General features: G+C 69.1%; 17 protein-coding genes. 5 read left to right on the top strand and 12 right to left on the bottom strand.

What is annotated here, in order from left to right; translation table 11 throughout:
- Positions 1 to 14: 14 nt before the first annotated feature.
- Positions 15 to 812, bottom strand: coding sequence for an alpha/beta fold hydrolase (locus ABH926_RS30585; protein ID WP_370369340.1), 798 nt, complete (start codon positions 810 to 812; stop codon positions 15 to 17).
- Positions 813 to 850: 38 nt separating this feature from the next.
- Here ABH926_RS30585 and ABH926_RS30580 point away from each other — a divergent pair, with 38 nt between their 5' ends.
- Both ABH926_RS30580 and ABH926_RS30575 read left to right on the top strand, forming a co-directional pair.
- Positions 851 to 1,408 carry a TetR/AcrR family transcriptional regulator gene (locus ABH926_RS30580; protein ID WP_370369456.1) on the top strand — a complete coding sequence of 186 codons (558 nt, stop codon included), beginning with the start codon at positions 851 to 853 and terminating at the stop codon, positions 1,406 to 1,408.
- Positions 1,409 to 1,554: 146 nt separating this feature from the next.
- Positions 1,555 to 2,472, top strand: coding sequence for a phytoene/squalene synthase family protein (locus ABH926_RS30575; protein ID WP_370369339.1), 918 nt, complete (start codon positions 1,555 to 1,557; stop codon positions 2,470 to 2,472).
- Between the two features lie 277 nt (positions 2,473 to 2,749).
- On the opposite strand, the gene ABH926_RS30570 is transcribed toward ABH926_RS30575, so the two are convergent.
- Both ABH926_RS30570 and ABH926_RS30565 read right to left on the bottom strand, forming a co-directional pair.
- Positions 2,750 to 4,024 carry a S8 family serine peptidase gene (locus tag ABH926_RS30570; RefSeq protein ID WP_370369338.1) on the bottom strand — a complete coding sequence of 425 codons (1,275 nt, stop codon included), beginning with the start codon at positions 4,022 to 4,024 and terminating at the stop codon, positions 2,750 to 2,752.
- A 16-nt stretch (positions 4,025 to 4,040) separates the two neighbouring features.
- Positions 4,041 to 6,314 (bottom strand): hypothetical protein, encoded by a 2,274-nt coding sequence (locus tag ABH926_RS30565; protein ID WP_370369337.1) that lies wholly within the window; start codon positions 6,312 to 6,314, stop codon positions 4,041 to 4,043.
- Between ABH926_RS30565 and ABH926_RS30560 the strand changes: the two genes are divergently transcribed.
- Positions 6,308 to 6,445, top strand: a complete 138-nt coding sequence (locus tag ABH926_RS30560) for a hypothetical protein (RefSeq protein ID WP_370357269.1) — start codon at positions 6,308 to 6,310, stop codon at positions 6,443 to 6,445. The genes ABH926_RS30565 and ABH926_RS30560 overlap by 7 nt on opposite strands.
- 66 nt (positions 6,446 to 6,511) lie before the next feature.
- Here ABH926_RS30560 and ABH926_RS30555 read toward each other — a convergent pair whose 3' ends face one another.
- Together ABH926_RS30555 and ABH926_RS30550 are read right to left on the bottom strand one after the other, a co-directional pair.
- A complete protein-coding gene (locus tag ABH926_RS30555) occupies positions 6,512 to 8,347 on the bottom strand; it encodes a sensor histidine kinase (RefSeq protein ID WP_370369336.1) in 1,836 nt (611 codons plus the stop codon).
- On the bottom strand, positions 8,347 to 9,039 hold the full coding sequence (locus tag ABH926_RS30550) for a response regulator (protein WP_370369335.1): 693 nt from the start codon (positions 9,037 to 9,039) through the stop codon (positions 8,347 to 8,349). The genes ABH926_RS30555 and ABH926_RS30550 overlap by 1 nt, the downstream gene beginning before the upstream one ends.
- Before the next feature lie 388 nt (positions 9,040 to 9,427).
- On the opposite strand from ABH926_RS30550, the gene ABH926_RS30545 reads away from it, so the two are divergent.
- Positions 9,428 to 9,865: a hypothetical protein gene (locus ABH926_RS30545; protein WP_370369334.1), complete on the top strand. Its 438-nt coding sequence runs from the start codon at positions 9,428 to 9,430 to the stop codon at positions 9,863 to 9,865.
- 223 nt (positions 9,866 to 10,088) lie between these two features.
- Here the strand turns inward: ABH926_RS30545 and ABH926_RS30540 are convergent, their stop codons facing one another.
- From ABH926_RS30540 to ABH926_RS30530, 3 genes are all read right to left on the bottom strand, one after another.
- Positions 10,089 to 10,502 carry a hypothetical protein gene (locus ABH926_RS30540; RefSeq protein ID WP_370369333.1) on the bottom strand — a complete coding sequence of 138 codons (414 nt, stop codon included), beginning with the start codon at positions 10,500 to 10,502 and terminating at the stop codon, positions 10,089 to 10,091.
- Between the two features lie 500 nt (positions 10,503 to 11,002).
- The gene (locus tag ABH926_RS30535) at positions 11,003 to 12,472 is read right to left on the bottom strand and encodes a cytosine permease (protein ID WP_370369332.1); all 1,470 of its coding nucleotides are present in this window, start codon (positions 12,470 to 12,472) and stop codon (positions 11,003 to 11,005) included.
- Positions 12,469 to 13,653 (bottom strand): serine hydrolase domain-containing protein, encoded by a 1,185-nt coding sequence (locus ABH926_RS30530; RefSeq protein WP_370369331.1) that lies wholly within the window; start codon positions 13,651 to 13,653, stop codon positions 12,469 to 12,471. Before ABH926_RS30530 ends, ABH926_RS30535 begins: the two co-directional genes overlap by 4 nt.
- A gap of 181 nt (positions 13,654 to 13,834) precedes the next feature.
- Here ABH926_RS30530 and ABH926_RS30525 point away from each other — a divergent pair, with 181 nt between their 5' ends.
- The gene (locus ABH926_RS30525) at positions 13,835 to 14,755 is read left to right on the top strand and encodes a LysR family transcriptional regulator (RefSeq protein WP_370369330.1); all 921 of its coding nucleotides are present in this window, start codon (positions 13,835 to 13,837) and stop codon (positions 14,753 to 14,755) included.
- 163 nt (positions 14,756 to 14,918) lie between these two features.
- Here ABH926_RS30525 and ABH926_RS30520 read toward each other — a convergent pair whose 3' ends face one another.
- From ABH926_RS30520 to ABH926_RS30505, 4 genes are read right to left on the bottom strand one after another with little or no spacing between them, the layout of a single operon-like run.
- Positions 14,919 to 16,127: an ABC transporter permease gene (locus ABH926_RS30520; RefSeq protein WP_370369329.1), complete on the bottom strand. Its 1,209-nt coding sequence runs from the start codon at positions 16,125 to 16,127 to the stop codon at positions 14,919 to 14,921.
- Positions 16,124 to 16,810, bottom strand: coding sequence for an ABC transporter ATP-binding protein (locus tag ABH926_RS30515; protein WP_370369328.1), 687 nt, complete (start codon positions 16,808 to 16,810; stop codon positions 16,124 to 16,126). Before ABH926_RS30515 ends, ABH926_RS30520 begins: the two co-directional genes overlap by 4 nt.
- Positions 16,807 to 17,898, bottom strand: a complete 1,092-nt coding sequence (locus tag ABH926_RS30510) for a peptidoglycan-binding protein (RefSeq protein ID WP_370369327.1) — start codon at positions 17,896 to 17,898, stop codon at positions 16,807 to 16,809. Before ABH926_RS30510 ends, ABH926_RS30515 begins: the two co-directional genes overlap by 4 nt.
- Before the next feature lie 2 nt (positions 17,899 to 17,900).
- Complete coding sequence (locus ABH926_RS30505) at positions 17,901 to 18,404, bottom strand: hypothetical protein (RefSeq protein WP_370369326.1); 504 nt, start codon at positions 18,402 to 18,404, stop codon at positions 17,901 to 17,903.
- Positions 18,405 to 18,450: the final 46 nt, after the last annotated feature.

The following is an 18,450-nucleotide window of genomic DNA, read 5'->3' as shown; positions in this document are numbered from 1 at the left end:
AGTGGTGATTCCTTTCAGGACGAGAGGGCGGCATCGCTGGTGACAGCGGCGCGCGCGGCCTCCTGGATCAGGTCGGCGACCGCCCCGGGCTGGGCGAGTGGTACGGCGTGCGAGGACGCGACCTCGACGATGTGCGAGCCCGCTCGTTCGGCCATGTGAAGCAAGACAGCCGGCGGCAGCGAGCGATCGTTGGTGGACACCACTGCGAAAGAGGGGATTGAGCGCCATGTCGGCAGCCCTGTGAACGTTTGGGCCAGGGCCGCCGGATCGATCGGACGCTGGCTGAAGGCCAGAACCATCGCATCCGCGGGGTCCAGGTCCGCGGCATAGACCTCGGCGAAGCGCTCGGGCAGCAGGGTCAGATCGTTACCCGCGAGGGCGTTCGGTACGACCGCGAGGTTTTCCGGAGTGAGCCCGCTACCGGGGAACAGATTGTTCAGCTCCCCGGCGCTTTCCGCGGTGTCCGGTTGGAAGGCGGCGACGTACACCAGGGCGGCGACGTTTCCCACCTCTGCGATGTCCGGGTGGGAGATGACCGAGCCGGCCCAGGAGTGACCTGCGAGCACCACCGGGCCACTCAAGTGGCTGAGGAACCCGGCGAGGTAGGCGGCGTCCTGATCCAGGCTGCGCATCGGCAGGGCCGGGGCGTGGACGGGGTGGCCGGCAGCTTGCAGGCGCCGCGCCACGTCATGCCACACCGAAGCATCCGTGAGCGCACCGTGCACCAGGACCACTGTTGCGGCGAGGCTGGTAGAAGTAACGTTCGTTCTGCTCATGGCGCCGACTCTAGGGCGCCGGTCGGGAGTGGTCAACAGAACGTTCCTTCTTGTAGGCTGTGGCGGTGTCGAGCATGGCTTCAAGCCCGAAGGACCGGCTGTTGGCGACGGCCCGTCGGCTGTTCTATACCGAGGGCATTCACACGGTGCCCGTGGATCGTCTGGTCACCGAGGCGAACGTGACCAGGGCGACTTTCTACCGCCACTATCCGGCCAAGGAAGACCTCGTCGAGGCCTACTTGCGTGCCACCGACGCCGATTTGCGTGCTGCCGTCGACGGTCTGCTCGAACAAGAACCCGGTCCGAAGGAAAGCGCCGCCGCGCTACTGGACTTTATCGGCGACGTCGTCTGTGGTTACGGCTTCCGCGGCTGCCACTTCATCAACGCCTCAGCCGAGTACCCCGACCCCGACGACCCGGTCCGCAGTGCCGTCGCCGACCACCGTGCCTGGTTCCAGGACACCGTTGTCAAACTCGCCGAACGCACCGGCCACCCAGACCCCCAATACGCGGGCCGCGCCATGGTTCTGCTGCACGACGGAGCCCTGTCCGCAGCCGAACTCGACGACCCCGAACAGGTGCGCGCGACACTGGTCCGCATGGGGCGCGAGCTGCTCGGTTTGGACGGCTGAAGCGTACCTCCACCGCCTTACCGACAAAGTCCTCGCCGCCATCGCCACCCCCTGATTCTGAAGCCGTGATGTTGTGCGCTGAGGCGTTCTGTTGGCATGCGGAGTACGTGGCAGGCTTTCCTCGGACGCTAGTGAAGGGTGGTCGGATGGCTGGGTGGAATCGTGCGCTGGACGCGGCCGGAATCGACGAGGTCGGACTGCGCGAGGACTACGGCCGCCAGCGGGAGCAGGCCCGAGCATTCAAACGGGAGATCGTCATCGCCGCCGACTTGCTGCTTCCGGCCAGGCTCATTCCGCATACGTTGGCTGCCATCGCCTTCATGCATCGTACCGACGACCTGATCGACAGCGGTCCCGTCGAGGGACGCCAGGACGCGTACAAGCGCTGGGAGAACGAGGTGGTCGACGCCCTGGCCGGCGGGGAGAGCACCAACCCGCAGCTGCGTCCGCTGCTGCACACCGTCGCTGCGTATCCCGTCGTGGGGGACCGGGTTCGGAGCTACCTCGCCTCGGCGGACAAAGACCTCGACTTCACCGGCTTCGCCACCGACGCCGACTATCAGGAATACGTCGACGGATATTCACTCCCGGCCTTCATGCTCATCGCGACCTTGCTCGGGCCCGACCAGGACCGGGAGGCCTATCGTGCCGCCTGCCGCAGGTACATCGAGGCCGCCCAACGGCTCGACTTCGTCAACGACCTCGCCCAGGACCTGGCAGATGGCCGCCTGACCATCCCGCAGGAGACCCTCGACCAGCACGGCGTCACCCGCGCCGATCTCGAACAAGCTCGCGGCCTCCCGACCGTATACGCCCTGATCTCGGGCCAGCTTGACCGGGTCGAGCAGGGACTCGGCGGTTCCGGGGTCATGGTGGACCTCGTTCCGCCCGCCCACCGCGCCATGTTCCGCTGCATGATTCGCCTGGACGAACTCACCGTGGCCGCTGCCCGCCGCGACATCCCCGCACTACTGCGCCGCTCGGCCTCCCCGGGAAAACCCGCCGCGCTGCGCGTGCTCTTGACCGAATATCTCCGCGCCCGGCGTGCGCGCGGGAGACGTTAGGCGCGCTATCTCTCACCTCTGGCATCCGGCTGCTTCCAGTCGTCGCCGTGTTGGCCTTCGCCAATCCACACCGCATCGGGTGCGGACGTCGCCGCGAAGGTGGCAGCATCAGCAGACGCCGGCCTGGTCGGCACACGATATACGGCGTGTCAGCATCAGATGGATCCAGAGGTGCGGCCAGTGTGCAGAGCCAGCCCCAACGATCACGGCCCCGCCCTACAATCAGGACGAGGCCGATGACCAGCACAAACACCGAAACGCTGCTGGAGTACTGGTACTAGAAGGCCGCGAGTCCGTTCGGAGTACCGAGGCCCGTGGGCCCGTTGTACCCCGGTAGGGCGTTGCACTGGTAGTCGCCGCCGCAGTCCTGGTCGCCGAGGACGTTATTGCCGCCGACCACGTTGTGCAGCCCGTCGGTGTGCGTGTACAGGTATGCCGCGTTCGGGAAGCGGGCGGGGTGGCCACTCAGCGCGATGACGCCGGCGATGATCGGTGATGCCGCGCTGGTGCCCCCGATGACGTTCCAGCCGGGCACCAGGGGCCCTCCCAGGCTGGTCTTGTCGGTGACGTACACGGCCACACCGTTCTGGGGGTCGGCGACGGCGGAGACGTCGGCGACCATGCGGCCGGGGCAGTCGGGGTCGGTCTGCCAGGCGGGCTTGTCGAACCAGGCCGAGCAGCCGCTGCCGGCCCCGCTCCAGGCGGTCTCGCTCCAGCCCCGGGCGTTCGCGGCCTTGACCAGCGAGGTCCCGCCGACCGCGATCACGCTCTGGTACACCGCCGGGGAGCTCGGTATCTGGTATCCGCTGTCGCCGGTGGAGGCGAGGATCGCGACGCCGGGATGGCTGTAGTGCGAGGCGTAGGCGGCTGATTCGGTGTTCTCGGTGGTGCCGTAGCTGTTGGAGACTTCGGTGGCGCCGGCCGCCACCGCGGTGTCGACCGAGGCGGCCAGGTCGGCCACATCGGGGGAGTCGCCTTCGACCAGCACGATCTTGCAGTCCGGGCAGGCCGCCGAGACCATGTCCAGGTCGAGCGCTTCCTCCACACCCCAGCCGGCATCCGCCGGTAGCGGGGTGGCCGCGCCCTTCTGGTCGAGCTTGCGGAAGCAGCCGTTGGCGGTGGTGCAGGGCGGCAGGTTGTAGGTAGCCCGGTAGACGGCGAGGTCGGCCTCGGCGGTGGGGTCGTCGCCGGCATCGACGATGCCCACGGTCTGGTCGGTTCCGCCGGTGGTCGGCAGGTTGTAGGCGGAGTGCAGGTCCGCCGGCCCGAGCCCGGACGGCAACGTCGCGGCCGCCGCGCTGACAGCGGTGCGGGCGCCGCCGTGGACGCCGCGAACTCCGGCGGGGCCGCCTGCCACGTCGGTACGGACCTGCGCGTAGCACCGCATCTGTCCCGGTGCCGGGCGGCCGCAGGCGTCCATCACGTTCGTGGTGTGCCGCGCCGCGGTTTGAGCAGGCGTCGCGGCTGTGGCCGTCGTCGTCATCGCCACAGTCAGCGCCGCTGTCAATGCCGTGGCTCCGGCCACGGCGACAAGGCTGCGTATCTTCATCATTCCTCTTACTCCCGCGTCAGCCGACGGTGTAGGGGTTGGTGACGGTCTGGGTGATGGTGCCGCCGACCGCGTCCTTCGCGGTGACCCGCAGCGTGATCGACGTCCCGGCGGCGGGGTTGTGCCAGAAGGCCACGTAGTGCCCGTCGGCGCCGACAGTCGGTGCGTCGTACCAGGTGGTGCCGCCGTCGGTGGAGACGGAGACCTGCGCGCAGGTCACCGCCGCCCGCGGCCCGAACTTGCCGAAGTGCTCGTGGCCGATGTCCAGGGCCAGCGTCTGCACCGGCTTCGTCGTGGTGTTCATCGTCGACAGGCCCGCCAGCCGGTAGGTGACCGTCAGCACCGGCAGGATCTGACAGGCCGCGGTCGGATGTCCGGCGATCTCGGCCGCCAGGCACTCGTCGGACGCCGGCAACGTGGCACCGGGATCGGTCTGGCCGGTGTACGGGAACGACACATCGGTGTGGGACTGCGTGGACTGCGTCGCCCCCTGGGGCGCCCGATTCACGTCGATGACGGCCCGCACCGTCGCCGGACCCGTCGGCACAGTCGCCAGCACAAGGCCCAGTTGGCTCGGGAAGCCTGCGGGCGAGGTGACCGGCCGGCCGTTCCAGTAGTAGGCAGACTGCACGTTTCCGGTTTGCTGCCCCGAGGTGTCCTCGTTGCTGTCGCCGATGTCGCTCAGGCTCAGATTCAGCCCGCCGCCACCCACGCAGGCGCCGCAGTACGTGACGGCGTCTTCGGAGTCGTGCCGTCGCACCCCGGGCGTCGAAGGGCCCTGAGTCCACACGTGCTTCTCGTGATCTCCGTGGGAAAGCTGGACCGGATCGACCTGCGCAAAGGACCGGTCGATGGGGTGCCCCTCGGCGTCCTCGGGCGGCCCGACCACCCCGCGGGCCCACCGGCCGGGCGTGTAATAGCCGGTCCCCGTGGTCCCGTTCGCGAAAGTGCTGCCGATCAGGATGCCGAACGCGTCCTGCCCCGGTATCTGCGGGGCGCTTTCCACGCGCCTGGGCTCAGACCCGTAAGCCGGCTCACCCGCCAAAGTGTCGGAGACCTTTGCCATATCAGCGGCGTGGGCCGTGTGGGACTGGTCGGCGTCCACGTGATCGGAGGTGAAATACGCGTTGTACTGGTACTGCGGGCCGGTGGCCGGACCGGCTGAATTCCAGCGGGTCTGGAAGCTGAACTGCCCGACGGCCGCCTTCGCCGCCGGCGTCACCGCCATCACGGTCGGGGGCGCCTCAAACTGGTAGATGGTGAAACTTCTCCCGACGGCCGGGGTGCGGACCGCGAAATCGACGAACGCCGTCGGCGTCGACGGCAGGTCGGTGGTGACGTTCACCTGCGAGGTCGCGGTGCGGGCGTCCAGCGTCCGCACCGGGACGTCACCGGTCGCGGGGACCTGGAAGTCCTGAAGCGTGACCAGGCTGTCCTTGGTCGGGAAGCCGTTCGCGTCGACCTGGTAGAACTCCCCGAAGGCGGCGTAGTTCCCGGCCGGGACGGCGATTCGCGCGACGCCGTCCACCACCGGGGCCACCACGCTGGAGATCTGCGAGTTGTCGGTGTTCTCCAGCAGGATCGGCAGGTTCGCCGGCAGACCGGACCCGTCGATCGCGTTGATCTGCAGGACCCGCATCCGAGAGTCCGGCGCCATCGAGGACGCCGGCGTCGTGGTGCCGGCCAGCGCCATCGACGACAAGCCGGACGGCAGACCGGAAGCCCCCGGCGAGCGGCCCGCGGCCACGTCCGCCGCGAGTCGCTGACGCAGCGCCGCCGCCAGGGCCTTGCCGGACTCCGGCGTGAAATAGCCGGTGGCCGAGGCACCGCTGGTCGAGGTGAGGGTGATCCCGGCCGGTGCGGTCGGGGTGACACCGGACTGGTAGGACAACCGCACCGGGATCCGACCCGGGCCGGAGCCCTGAGCCGCCTGCGCGGTGGCGAGTTTGGTCAGATCGAACAACGACAGGTCCAACTGGTGGCCGGCATAGGGCATCGCCTCGGACGGGATCAGATAGTGATCCCCTCTGGGGTCGTCGAAGCCGGTCAGGTCCGCGTGCGGGTCGGGGTTCAGCGGCGTGATCGTCCCGTGCGCGTTGAGGTCGAACTGCTCGCCGGTCGGCAGCGTGACGGGCGACGCCAGGCCGGCCAAGGACGCCGGAAGTGCGTAGGCGGTCGCACCCGCCGCGGTCGCGGGAGTTTCCATGGCCGCCGCCACGGACGTAGCGGTCAGCACCGCCGCCGCCGCGAGCCTGGCCGCGGTGGCGATCCTGCGGGAAGGTCGTGATGTCAACTTCTATCCTTTCGGAGTACGGCAATGCCGATCGCCGCGAACGCGCGAGGGATCTCGGCACGCTCGCCGAAAGCGACGGCATTTTCAGCGTGACGGGTGCTTGTTCGGAACTTGTCAGCATCGCCGACTGAATCAGCCGGCTGATGAGGTGGCCCGGCTCATCGCGCCCGTCGGGGCGGCGGAGCTGGGTGCCGAGGTCACACGCGCCGATACTCCGGGGTCTGCGACGGTAGTCGCACCGTCATATTCGTTCCGACCCCTATAGCGCTTTCCGCCCGGATCGTGCCGCCGTGGGCCTGCACCAGATGCCGTGCGATGGCCAGGCCCAGCCCGCTGCCTCCGGTGCTGCGGTTCCGTGACTTCTCCGCCCGCCAGAACCGGTCGAAGATGTACGGCAGGTCGGCTTCGGAGATCCCGGTTCCGGTGTCCACCACGCTGATCTCGACGGCGCCCGGATCTGCGATCGCGGTCAGCGTGACGTGACCGCCGCGCGGCGTGTGCCGCAGCGCGTTGGACACGAGGTTCCCCAGTACCTGCCGGATACGTTCGGGGTCCGCGTGGATCTCCAGTCCGGGCTCGGCCTGTACCACCACCTCGACCCCGAGGTCCGAGGCCTGCGCACGGTACGCGACCACGATGCGTCGCAGCAGCGCCAGGACCGGCATCGGCTGCGGATGCATCCGCAGTGTCCCGGCATCGGCGCTGGCCAGGTCCTGCAGATCGTCGATGATGTGTTGCAGTAGCACCGCCTCGTCGTGGAGCGACGTGATCAGGTCCGGCGTCGGCTCCACCAGCCCGTCGCGGGTGACCTCCAGCCAGCCGCGGATGTTGGTCAGCGGCGAGCGCAGTTCGTGTGCGATGTCCGCGACCATCGCCTTGCGCTGGGCGTCCATCTGCTGGCGGCGCTCGGTCTGCTGGTTGAACGCCATGGCCAGGTAGCCGGTCTCGTCCCGGGTGGTGACCGGGGCCCGGGCGAAGTCGGCCGGATCCTGCCGGGCGGTGTGGATCAACGCTCTCAGCGGCCGGACCAACCGCAGCCCGACCAGGGTGGTCACGGCCAGGGTGATCGCCAACACGAGCGCGGCCGTCCAAATGATCTTGCTTCGGTTCTGCCCGGTCAGGTCGAAATGCTCACGGGCGGTTGTGCCGATGCCGAGGTAGAGCTGGGCTGGGGGAGCCACATAGGGGCGCAGTTGATCGATACGAGCGGCCTGCAGACACTGTCCCCCCTGTTCGAGCACCTCGGTCTGTGCGGAGCGCAGCTGGAAGCCGGTGGTGACGGTCAGGTCGAACTTCACCGTCACCCCTCGGCGGGTCAGGCAGGCGCCTGTGGCCGCCGCCAGATCGGCCAACGGCTTCGCCTCGGTCGCCGTCGGCTCGAAGGCGACCGAGGCCGGCGCCGGCCCCGCCTCGGTCGCCGTCGGCGCGGTCATGCGTGTGTCGAGTCCCCCGCAGCCGGCCACTGCCTGATCCGACGCGTTGCTCTGGACCGTGTATCTCCCGGTGGGCAACTCGATCGCCTGAGCCTGCACCCCCTTGGATGTCAGACAGCTCACCTCATAGTCGGCGAGCTGCCGCAGCGCCGAGGATTCCTGTGCGGTGAGCAGGTACGGGCCGACCACCCGCGGATCGATGCCCGGCCGCTGCGCCCCCGGCGTGGTGGAGGTGTCGAAGCTCAGCGGGTCGATCGTGGCGGTGGCCGTCGGCGGCAGCGACGCCGACGGCTTCGTGGAATCGCTGATCACCGAACCGCCGGCCCCGACCAACGCGATCCGCATGTGGTACTGCGCGGACAGCTGGTCCAGCAAGGACGCGACGCCGGTCCAGCTGTCGTGGTCCGCGGCGTATCCGCTGAGCCGCTCGACGATCTCACCGTCGGCCTGCAGGCTCTGCCCCTGCTGATATGCCAGCGCGGAGGTGGCGGTCGAGGTGGCCAGCCATGCGGTGGCCGCGATGGCGCAGCCGGCGATCAGACAGGATGCGGCCAGCAGACGGACCAGCAGACTGCGATACAGCGGGACCGGTGCGGCCATCAGCGGTTCTCAACCAGTTTGTAGCCCACGCCGTAGACGGTCATCAGCCGGACCGGTTTGGCCGGATCCGGCTCGATCTTCCGGCGCAGGTTCATGACGTGGACGTCCACCGCGCGCTCGGTGGAGGCCCGGTTGAAGCCGCGGGTGTGCCGCAGCAGCTGAGCCCTGGTGAAGACCTGACCCGGGGCCGCGGCCATCACCGCCAGCACGGCGAACTCATCGGGCGTGCAGGCCACCGGCCGCCGGTCGCAGATCACCAGGTGTTTGGCCCGGTCGACCAGCAGGCCGCCGACCCGGAGCGCCGCGGCGTTCGGATCGGCGGCACCGCCCCGGACCCGGCGAAGGACGGTGCGGATCCGCGCGACCAGCTCGCGGGGGCTGTACGGCTTGGTCATGTAGTCGTCGGCGCCGACGTCGAGGCCGGCCAGCACGTCGTCCTCGCTGAACCGCGCGGTCAGCATCAGCACCGGCGTGTCGCCCCGGCCGCGCAGCCATCGGCAGATGCCGAGTCCGTCAGTGCCGGGCAGCATCACGTCCAGCACCACCAGATCCGGCGGCGATTCCTCGATACACCGGAACGCGGCGGGCGCATCGTGGACGACGGTCACGCTGTACCCTTCGCTCACCAACGAGACGCGGATCAGCTCCGCCTGCTTGGGGTCGTCCTCGACGATCAGGATGTGGCCACTCACCGCACCGACTTTAGGAAGGTCAAGGGTGGCGGGACAGCGAGATCAGCATTCCTGACAGCTTCCTAAAGATTCATCGGTGGGCCGGCGCTACCTGGGACCACCGGCGGCCACAAGGTGCGGACCAGCGTGAACCCACCGCTCCGAGCCCTGCCTGTATGGCTGGAGGAACCACGACCTCATCGATCACGGCCTGAAGGAATACGCAGATGCGCGCTCGCGGTCCCCACCGAAGCCCTGGGTGCGAGACCGGCTACGCCGCTTCGACTAGGCCGGCCGCATCAAGGTAGCACCCTGGTTTACCTGTAGTTCGCACCCTTGGAGGACGTCACCCGCCACGGCCTTTGACAGGGTGATCTGGACCACCTTCCCGAACATATTGTGAGGAATCATGCGACGCGCCATTCGACGCACGATCCAGCTCGGCATCGCCATCCCGCTCCTGGCCGGCGTGACCACCTTCGGCTCGACCGCGACCGCCTTCGCGGGTGAGGACGCGGTCCACGTCGCCATCGGCGGCCACGGCAGCCCCGACGACTACGACTGCTACGCGCAGCTGGACACCACGAAGCACTCCGACGGCACCTACTACGTCAAGGGCGAATTCGACTCCGACTACGGCACCCCGTGCGCGGGCTGGCTGGAGCGCTCGAGCGACGGCGGCCACACCTACGCGCGCGTGTCGAACGTCTACTACACCGACGCCGGCACGCCCTTCGCGGAAACCGGCGAGCACTGGGACGGCAGCTCGAACTCGGTGCTGTCGCGCGTGTGTATCCGCTACAACTACAACCCGAGTTCCGCGGTGGTGTGCAGCCGGGGCTGGTGAGCCCGGGCCACAGCACTGCGACCGCCCTCGCCGATGCGAGGGCGGTCGATGCTCGGAGCCTCGGGGCGCCGCCACTCCGGACAGCCCCCGGAGCGACCCTTTTGCCGGCTACTGCTCGCCCGGGGCGTGCGACTTCGCGCCGACGACATGCGAACAGGCACCCGGCGGCGGGCCGAGGAGCGCCAGGCTCAACCTGATCGGCTGCACCGCGAGGCGAGCTGAGTCAATCGGCAAGCACCAGTGCCCCGATGACGAAGAAGTCGAGTGTCAGCTGAGCCACAGCCCACACCGGGTAATAGGGCACTATCAGCAGGCCCATGAACATGGCGATAGAGGCCATAAGGATTGCCGCTGGTCGGCCCCAGCTCGCCTTGGCCAGGACGGCGATGCCGGTTGCGGCCAGCAGGATGCCGATGACAAGTTCGATCCAGCCCCATGCGGTAAGGCTGAAGCGGAAGTAATAGTTCGGCACGTGGTGATAGACGCTGTTGTGGGCCAGCCCCATCATGCCCAGCAAGATGGAGAAGACGCCGTTGATCACCAGGATGAGACCGGCGAACAGCATGCCTCCCGAGGCCCAAGGGCTGCCGGGCGCCTGCGGTCGCGGGTCGTGATTCGCGGAGACTTGCGCCGCCATGCCACGCTCCCGTCGGTTCGGGTCGGCCCCTCATCCAAGCCTGGGCCCGGCGGCTCGTCCGAGCCAGCGGTCGTTACGCTGCTCGGTGGATCATCTCGCCGCGGAGCAGCTCGGCACGGCCGTCGGCGGGCTGGTGGCGTGCTCGGCACTCGATCCAGCGGCTTGACCCACCGAACGACTTACGGTGCATCCGTGGCTCGCTCGTGAATCACCGGCCAGCCGAGCGATGCCGATATCGAAGTCGGGTCGCCGCTGTTCGGTTCGGGCGCGGCGCCGATCATGGAGGATCGGAGATGGCCAGGCACCTCGTCCTTTGCGTGGGCCGGCTCGGCCGGGTCGGCGGTCGTGGATCTTGGATTGGGGAGAATCAGTACTTTGATAGGTAGTCCCAGCGGGTCGCGTTGGCGCCGGTGTCGTTGCTGACAGCCGATCAACACGGATTCGCGCGGCCTGCTGAGATGGTCGTACTCCGGGCTCGACCTGTCGGGCCGCCGCCGTGCTCACCGGCTCGAGGCCTCGGCCGGCCCGGTGTGCCGTGCCGGCAGCCCGGGTGCGGTTTCGGTTGCTGTCTGGACGCCGGTCCCGGCAGTGCAGAGGTGAGTCTGCCGCGCGAGTGCGTAGTAGCCGAATCCGCCCACCGCGAGGCCGATGAGCCAGGCGATGTCGGCGCCTCCGAGGAGGTTCGCCAAGGGGCCCACGTAGAGGCTGCTGTTGATGAACGGCACTTCGGCCGCGAAGGAAACCACGTAGAGGAGCATGGCGCCCCAGTTCCATCGCCCGTAGCGACCGTTGGGGTCGAAGAGGGCCGAGACGTCGTAGTGGCCCCGTCGGACGACGTAGTAGTCGGTGAGGTTGATGGCTGTCCACGGGACGAGCAGGTACAGCAGGAACAGCGTGATGTTCGTGAAGGTGTTCAGCATGCTCCCGCTGGACAGGATCGCCAGGACCGCCCCGACCACGGTGAAGCCGATGACGAACAGAGCGCGGCCGAGGACCGGGGAGCGTGGTTCGGTCCTGCGGGAGAAGATGCTGAGGGTGCTCAGGAAGGCGCCGTAGGGGCCCTCGGCGCCCGACGGGATCGATATCACGAGCAAGGCGAAGACCAGCAGCCCGCTGATCGCCGGGAAGCGGTGGGCGAGGAAACCTATCGCATCGGTGTTCAACGCATTGGAGTTGACGTCCGCGGCCATCGCCCCGATGGCCATCGCGATCGAGCCGCCGACCGCCGAGCCGAGGTAGGTGTACCAGAAGGTGGCCTTGCGAGGGGTGTCTTCCGGCAGGTAACGCGAGTAGTCGGAGACGTAGGGCGCCCAGGTGACCTGCCAGGAGATGGAGATCGAGATGGCGAGCATCACGGTGCCCGCCGTCGCCGGGGAACCCGAGTTCGGCAAGTGCTGGGGCAGGTGGGTGGCGAGTTGCACGAACAGCGCCAGAAAGACGATCGCGGACACCACCGTGATGTACCGCGCCATGGAGTGGATCAGCTTGTAGCCGACCAGGGCGACCAGCCCGTGCGCGGCGCCGAAGATCACGATCCCCAGGGCCTTGGAGACGCCGAGCCATCCGGCCAGTGCCTCTCCGCCCACCAGGCTGCCCTCGACGGTGAAGCCGAGATACATCAAGACGACGATGAAGGACGGAAGCGCCCCTCCGAAGAACCCGAACTGGGCCCGGCTCTGAACCATCTGCGGAACGCCGAGCTCGGGACCTTGCACGCTGTGGTAGGCCATGAAGACGCCGCCGACCAGGTTGCCGATGGCGATCGTCGCGATGGCCCACTTGAGGTCCAGACCGAGCGCGACCGCGACCGCCCCGGTGACCACCGCGGTCATCGTCACATTGCTGGAGAACCAGAGAGTGAGCTGGTGCCACGGCTTGCCGTGGCGTTCGGCGGCGGGGATGTGTTCGATGCCGTGGTGTTCGAGCGTCGGTGTGCCGTTCACGCGCGGCTTCGCGTCTCCCCTGGTCATCGTGCCTCCTGGGTGGGGGAGTGGGGCCGGCGTGCGGCGACCGCGGCGGCGATCCCGGTGAGCGCCGAGGCGTGCTCGGCGCGCTGCGCCCGGGGGCCGAGCAGGCTGGACTGCTTGGCGATCACCACGTCCCGTACGGGATCAAGCCAAATGTACTGGCCGTAGATGCCGATGCCGAGGAAGCTCCCCACGGCATCGCCGGTGATCCACCACTGGTTGCGGTACGAGCCGTGCGGGTGGACCCTCCGGAAGTCGGCGTCCGGGGCCGCTTCGGGTTGCCCGTCGCGGGTGGAGCGCACCCAGGCCTCCGGGATGACCTGGGTACCGCGCACCGAGCCGCCGTCCAGCACGCAGCGCCCGAACCGGGCGAGGTCGCGTGCGGTCGCGTTGACGCCGGCACAGGCATAGGGCGTGCCCTTCGGGTCCACGGTGACCACGGCGTCGTGTTCGGCGCCGATGCGGGACCAGATCCGGTCCGAGATCACCTCCGCGTACGGCTGTCCCGCGGCCCGTTCGAGGACCCAGGCGAGGACGTCGGTCGTCGCGGAGGTGTACTGGGTACGGAGCCCATGCGGCCCGTCCGGCTTGAGAGCGGCCAGAAGGTCGCGGACGGAACCGTCCTCCGAGGTGCGCGGCCGCCAGCCCGCGGCGCGGTCCAGGGCCTGTACCTCGGAGGCCGGGTCGCGATATTCCTGGCTGAACCGCAGAGCGGCCGTCATGTCCAGGACCTGGCCGACGGTGGCGCTGCCGAAGGCCGAGGCGGCGAGTTCGGGGACGTAGTCCTGGACCGGTGCAGACACGTCGAGGCTCCCCTCGCCGACCAGACAACCCGCTGCCATGCCCGCGATCGACTTCGAGATCGACATCAGGGCGTGGCGCCGGTCCGGGCGTCCTTCACCGAAGTACCGCTCGAACACGATGTGCCCACCATGGAGAACCACGATCCCGTCGGTCTGGGTCAGCTCCAGGAACTCGGCGACCGTGGCACGGTCGTCGGCCATGTCGATCTCGACGTCCTCCAGTGGCACAGACGCCTCGGTGAAGGGGCGGGGCGTGCCCTGCCCGCGCGGAATCGCCGCGGTGGGGAGGAAGCTCTCGACGTGGTTGTAGGCCCATCGGTTGGCCGGGGGTTCGAGCCAGTCCTGGAGCGAGTGGGCAGAGGCGGCTTCCGTGTAGAACATGGGCAAGTGTGCTCCTCGTCTCGGTCCGCGGACCGCCGACCGGGATGTTCCTTCCGGCTGGGCGGAGACGGGCCGGAAGGGGGCGACGGTGTGACTGGTGTCTCATGCTCCTGACCGCGAAGCATGCTGTCCAATACCAGTTCAGCGAGGCTTTCCATGCCGATGTGGCATGATGCCTGGCATGGAGGTCAAGCGCCTGCGGTATTTCCTGGCCGTCGCCCGTGCGGGTACGGTCACCGCGGCGGCCGAGCAGCTCCACATCGCTCAACCCGCGCTGTCACGGCAGCTTCGCTCTCTCGAAGCCGAACTGGGCGTCGCGCTGTTCGACCGTGCCGGCCCCCGACTGCGTCTGACCAGTGCCGGCCGACAGCTCATCGAGAGCGCCACCGACCTGGTCGGCCGCGCGGACCAGATCGACTCGATGGCCCACCACATGGCTCACGGCGGGCTGCGCCGGGTGGTCGTCGCCGCCTCGGACACGACGATCTCCGAGGTCCTCGCCCCCTTCGTGGCCCAGCTGGCGCCCGCCGACCCGTTCGTCTCGATCCGCGCGGTGGCTGCCCACCAGGTGGCCCATGCGGTCATGGACGGCTGTGACCTCGGCGTCGCCGCGACTGTTCCGGTGGCCCATTCGATGGCCTGGCAGCCGCTGACGGACGTTCCGCTACGTGCCTATGTCGCCACCGACCATCCCTGGGCCGTCCAGGGTCGGCGAAGCGTCGAACTCGTCGAGCTGGTCCGGGAGAAGCTGGTGCTGCTGACCGGCGAGCACCCCGCCAGGACAGTCATCGACCAGGCGGTCGCGGAGGCTGAACTGGCCTTCGGGGAGGTGGAGGAGAGTACCTCCGGGCAAATGATCCAGGGACTCGCGGCCGCCGGGTTCGGCGTCGGCGTGGTCACGGACCTGCCGCGCTTCTCCGCGTATCCGCTGTTGATCACCACGGCAGGCGGGAACACGCTGCGGCTTTTCCTGCACGCCTGTTGGTCCGCGCAGCACTACGCGGCCCCCGCCATCGCGTCCTTCGTCGAGCGCCTGCGGGAATTCGCCGTCGACCAAGTCCACACCGCGGCCTGGCAGGCGAACGCCGACGGCGAGTGCTGATCTGCCAGAAGCCGCGGACAGCCGCTTTCGCGAAGCCGCCTGGCGGCGGGGAGAAGGCCGTTCGCGCGGCGTCCCGGTTGGCCATCGCGCAGCAGGACGTGACTGGACGTCGCGCCACACCGCGGGGAGGGGACCGCCACTGCGACGGTCCCCGACGGTTCTTTCAGGAGAGGGCTTGTGTGGGCGGCAGTTTCGCGGCGCGCATTGCTGGATACGCGCCGGCGATAGCTCCGACCAGCGCGGATATCGCGATTCCGCCGGACAGTGCCGGCAGTGGCAGTACCGCGGGCCAGCTTTGGGACAGTGCGTAGCCCGCGGTCACCAGTACCCCGATCAGCACGCCGACCATGCCGCCGAGTCCGGACAGCAGGACCGACTCGGCCAGGAACTGTCCTCGGACCTGGCGTCTTGTCGCCCCGAGGGCTCGGCGCAGGCCGATCTCGCGGCGTCGTTCCAGCACTGAGATGACCATGGTGTTGGCCACTCCGACTCCGCCGACCAGGAGCGCGATCCCGCCCAGGCCGAGGAACAGGGCGCTGTACGTGCTCTGCGTCAGCGCTTGTGCCTGGAGCAGATCTGACGGACGCTGCACGGCGACGCCGAAAGGTGATTGCGGGTTGATCGTCGCGCCCAGCACCGCGCGGACGTCGGCGACCGCGGACTCGGCCGCTTTCACGTAGACGGTTGTGGGGTGTCCGTCGAAGCCGAGCAGCTTCTGCGCGACGGCGCGTCCCACCAGGGCTGAGCGTTCGATCTCCGGGGCCAGCGGCATCGAGTCCAGTACGCCGACCACGGTGAACCAGCGGCCACCGAGGTCCGCCTGGGTGGGGTGGGCCGGGTCGACGTGGTCGATGCCCAGGCGGCTGGCGGTGATCGCCCCGAGCACCACCACCGGGAAGTCGTCGTTGCCGGGGCCCAGGAATGAGCCGCTGTGCATTTTGCCGCCGATGACGTTGAGCAGGTTGCTGTCGGCGGCCAGCACTGACACTCCGGACGTGTCCTCCAGGGGGACCTTGTCCGACCGGCGGATCGTCACGTTCGGTACCTTCCCGGTCGCGGTGGCATCGGTGACCGGGCCTATCCGTTTCGCCATGGCTGCGGCGTTCTCGGGCAGCTGCGTGTTGCCGCCGGCCAGCGAACGCCCCGGGGCCGCGGTGAGGAGGTTGGTGCCCAGGGCGGCGAGTTTGTCGTGCAGCGCTTGCGCGCTGGAGGCGGGCACCGCGAGCACGGCGACCATCGCGGCGACGCCGATCGCGATGCCCAGGGCCGAGAGCACCGCGCGCAGCGGACGGGTCCGCATGCCGTGCGCGCCGAGGGTGAGTACGTCGGTGACGGGCAGCCGGGAGGAGTCCGGCAGGGTGGGCGTGGTCACAGGGCCACCGCCGCTCCGGTGTCCAACTGGATCTGTCCGTCCAACACCTCGATGCGGCGCGGCATGCCGGCGGCGATCTCGCGGTCGTGGGTGATCACCACGATCGAGGTGCCGTCCGCGCGGAGGTCGCCCAGCAGCTCCAGGACGGCCGCCCCGGTGGCGGTGTCCAGGTTGCCGGTGGGCTCGTCGGCCAGCAGGATCGACGGCTCGTTCACCACCGCGCGGGCGATCGCCACCCGTTGCCGTTCGCCGCCGGACAGCTCGTTGGGGAAGTGCTCGGCCCGATGGCCCAGCCGTACCCGGTCCAGCGCGGCCAGCGCTTTGGCCCGGCGCTGCCGCCGCGGCACGCCGGCGTAAAGCAGCCCGGCGCAGACGTTGTCGACCGCGCTCACCCCCTCGGACAGGAAGAACTGTTGGAACACGAACCCGATCCAGGCCGAACGCAGCGCGGACAACCGGCGGTCCGGCAGCGTCGCCACGTCGTGGCCGCGGATCTCGATCCGGCCGGACGTCGGGCGGTCCAGCGTGCCCATCAGCTGAAGCAGCGTGGACTTGCCCGAGCCGGACGGGCCGACGATGGCGACCATCTCGCCCTCCTCGACGGACAGCGACACCTCCCGCAACGCCTGCACGCCGCCGGGATAGGCGCGCGAGACCCGGTCCGCGCGCAGCACCGGGATCACGACGCCGTCACCACCATCGTGCCGGGGGCCAGCCCGGGCCCGGATATCTCGACCCTGCCACCGGAGAACAACCCGGTCTTCACCGGGACCAGGTGGCGCTGCCCTCTCTGGTCGTCGACTTCGACCGCGTAGCCGCCCTCGGCGAGCGCGAGCAGCGCGCCGACCGGGACCACCAGTACGTTCTTATGGACGTCTTTGACGAAATGCACGGTGGCCGGCACGGAGTCCAGACCGCCGCCCAGGTTCGGGTCGTCGAGCATGATCCTGACGGTGATCACCACCTTGCCGTTGGGCTGGCCGGTCGCGTCCTTGTCGGGTACGGCGGTGCGCCCCACGTCGACGACCTTGCCGGTGCCGGTCGCGCCGTTGACGTCGATCTTGACCACGTCGCCGGCCTCGGCCAGGTTCTGCTTCGCGGCGTCGAGCTTCACCTCCACGATCCTGCTGGTGCCGGTCGTCTTGACGACGGGGCCGGCGGCCGGTCCGCCGAGCGAGCCGGTCACCGTGGACACGCGGATCGGGCCGGTCGCGAGCACCACGTCGCCGGGTGTGAACGTGCCCGTCTGCGGGAGCCCTTGTGCCTTCTGCCATTGCTTCAACGCCGTCGCGGTCGCGGCGGTGAACTTGTTGTCCGGCGTGCCGAACCCGGTATAGCCCAGGGCCTTGAGGTTCTTCTCAAGCTCCTCGACGTCCGGGCCGTCGGGGACGCCCGCGGACAGATCGCGGTAGAACGGCAGCATGCCGTAGAACAGCGGCACCGGTGTCGCGTCCACGCCGTACACCTGGTTGCCCTGGGAGATCACCGTGCCCGGCGCCGGCAACGACGTGATGGTGCCGGGCTTTCGCCCGGTCAGGTCCGTCTCCGCGCCGAACCCCAGCGTGCCGTCGGTGTCCTCCTGCTCGCTGAGGTCGGTCTTGGCGATGGCGGCGGTGGCGACCGGCGGCGGCGGGACCGGCGGCGCCTGTGCCTCCGACACCTGGGTCAGCACGACCACCGAGCCCGTGCCCGCCACCATCACTGTCACCGACGCGCCGACGAACCACCGGGCCCGGTGCCCGCGCCCGTGCGGCGTGCTCTCATCGGACATCGTCACCCTCCCACCGACCCGCAGGCCTTCTCGCCTGCCTGGACTTTCGGATCGGTGCCGTCTGGGAGGGCCAAGCCCTCGCCCGGCTGCGGATCGGGGGTGTCAACGCCGTGGTCGCGCATGCACTTCGCCCACGTGCGCATCTGGTCCAGCTCGGCCGGATCCTGTGCCGTGGGCTGGCCGCCGTTGGGCAGCTTCGACTTGCACTTCTCGTTGGCGCCCGCGAACTTCGGGTCGTCGGGCCTGACTCCCGGCATGTCTCCGCTGCCACCCGGATCGGGCATGTCGTAGCCGTTGTCGCGCATGCATTTCGCGTACGCGAGCATCTGGTCCGCGTCGTCGCCCTGGTTCGCGTTGCCGCCGCCGGGGGCCGGCGCGGTGCTGACCGTCGGTTTCGGCGAGGACAGTGAAGCCACTTTGTTCGGGCTGCTGCTGCCGCCACAGCCGGCCAGCAGCACTGCCGTCGCCGCACCGGCGACGGCCAAGGCCGTGATGTGTTTCCGCATGACACTCCGTCAGTTCAGGACTCTGGGGTTCAGGACTTGCGGAATC

Origin of the sequence: Catenulispora sp. GP43 (assembly GCF_041260665.1) — a bacterium.
Lineage (GTDB): Bacteria > Actinomycetota > Actinomycetes > Streptomycetales > Catenulisporaceae > Catenulispora.
This window is presented reverse-complemented; position numbering and strand designations above follow the sequence as displayed.

What these genes read in the sequence shown, in the direction of transcription:
- ABH926_RS30510 (WP_370369327.1), bottom strand. Translation starts at nt 17,898, where the DNA reads ATGTCCGATGAGAGCACGCCGCACGGGCGCGGGCACCGGGCCCGGTGG.
- ABH926_RS30540 (WP_370369333.1), bottom strand. Translation starts at nt 10,502, where the DNA reads ATGGCGGCGCAAGTCTCCGCGAATCACGACCCGCGACCGCAGGCGCCC.
- ABH926_RS30535 (WP_370369332.1), bottom strand. Translation starts at nt 12,472, where the DNA reads ATGACCAGGGGAGACGCGAAGCCGCGCGTGAACGGCACACCGACGCTC.
- ABH926_RS30530 (WP_370369331.1), bottom strand. Translation starts at nt 13,653, where the DNA reads ATGTTCTACACGGAAGCCGCCTCTGCCCACTCGCTCCAGGACTGGCTC.
- ABH926_RS30570 (WP_370369338.1), bottom strand. Translation starts at nt 4,024, where the DNA reads ATGATGAAGATACGCAGCCTTGTCGCCGTGGCCGGAGCCACGGCATTG.
- ABH926_RS30560 (WP_370357269.1), top strand. Translation starts at nt 6,308, where the DNA reads ATGTCAACTTCTATCCTTTCGGAGTACGGCAATGCCGATCGCCGCGAA.
- ABH926_RS30580 (WP_370369456.1), top strand. Translation starts at nt 851, where the DNA reads ATGGCTTCAAGCCCGAAGGACCGGCTGTTGGCGACGGCCCGTCGGCTG.
- ABH926_RS30525 (WP_370369330.1), top strand. Translation starts at nt 13,835, where the DNA reads ATGGAGGTCAAGCGCCTGCGGTATTTCCTGGCCGTCGCCCGTGCGGGT.
- ABH926_RS30505 (WP_370369326.1), bottom strand. Translation starts at nt 18,404, where the DNA reads ATGCGGAAACACATCACGGCCTTGGCCGTCGCCGGTGCGGCGACGGCA.
- ABH926_RS30555 (WP_370369336.1), bottom strand. Translation starts at nt 8,347, where the DNA reads ATGGCCGCACCGGTCCCGCTGTATCGCAGTCTGCTGGTCCGTCTGCTG.
- ABH926_RS30545 (WP_370369334.1), top strand. Translation starts at nt 9,428, where the DNA reads ATGCGACGCGCCATTCGACGCACGATCCAGCTCGGCATCGCCATCCCG.
- ABH926_RS30575 (WP_370369339.1), top strand. Translation starts at nt 1,555, where the DNA reads ATGGCTGGGTGGAATCGTGCGCTGGACGCGGCCGGAATCGACGAGGTC.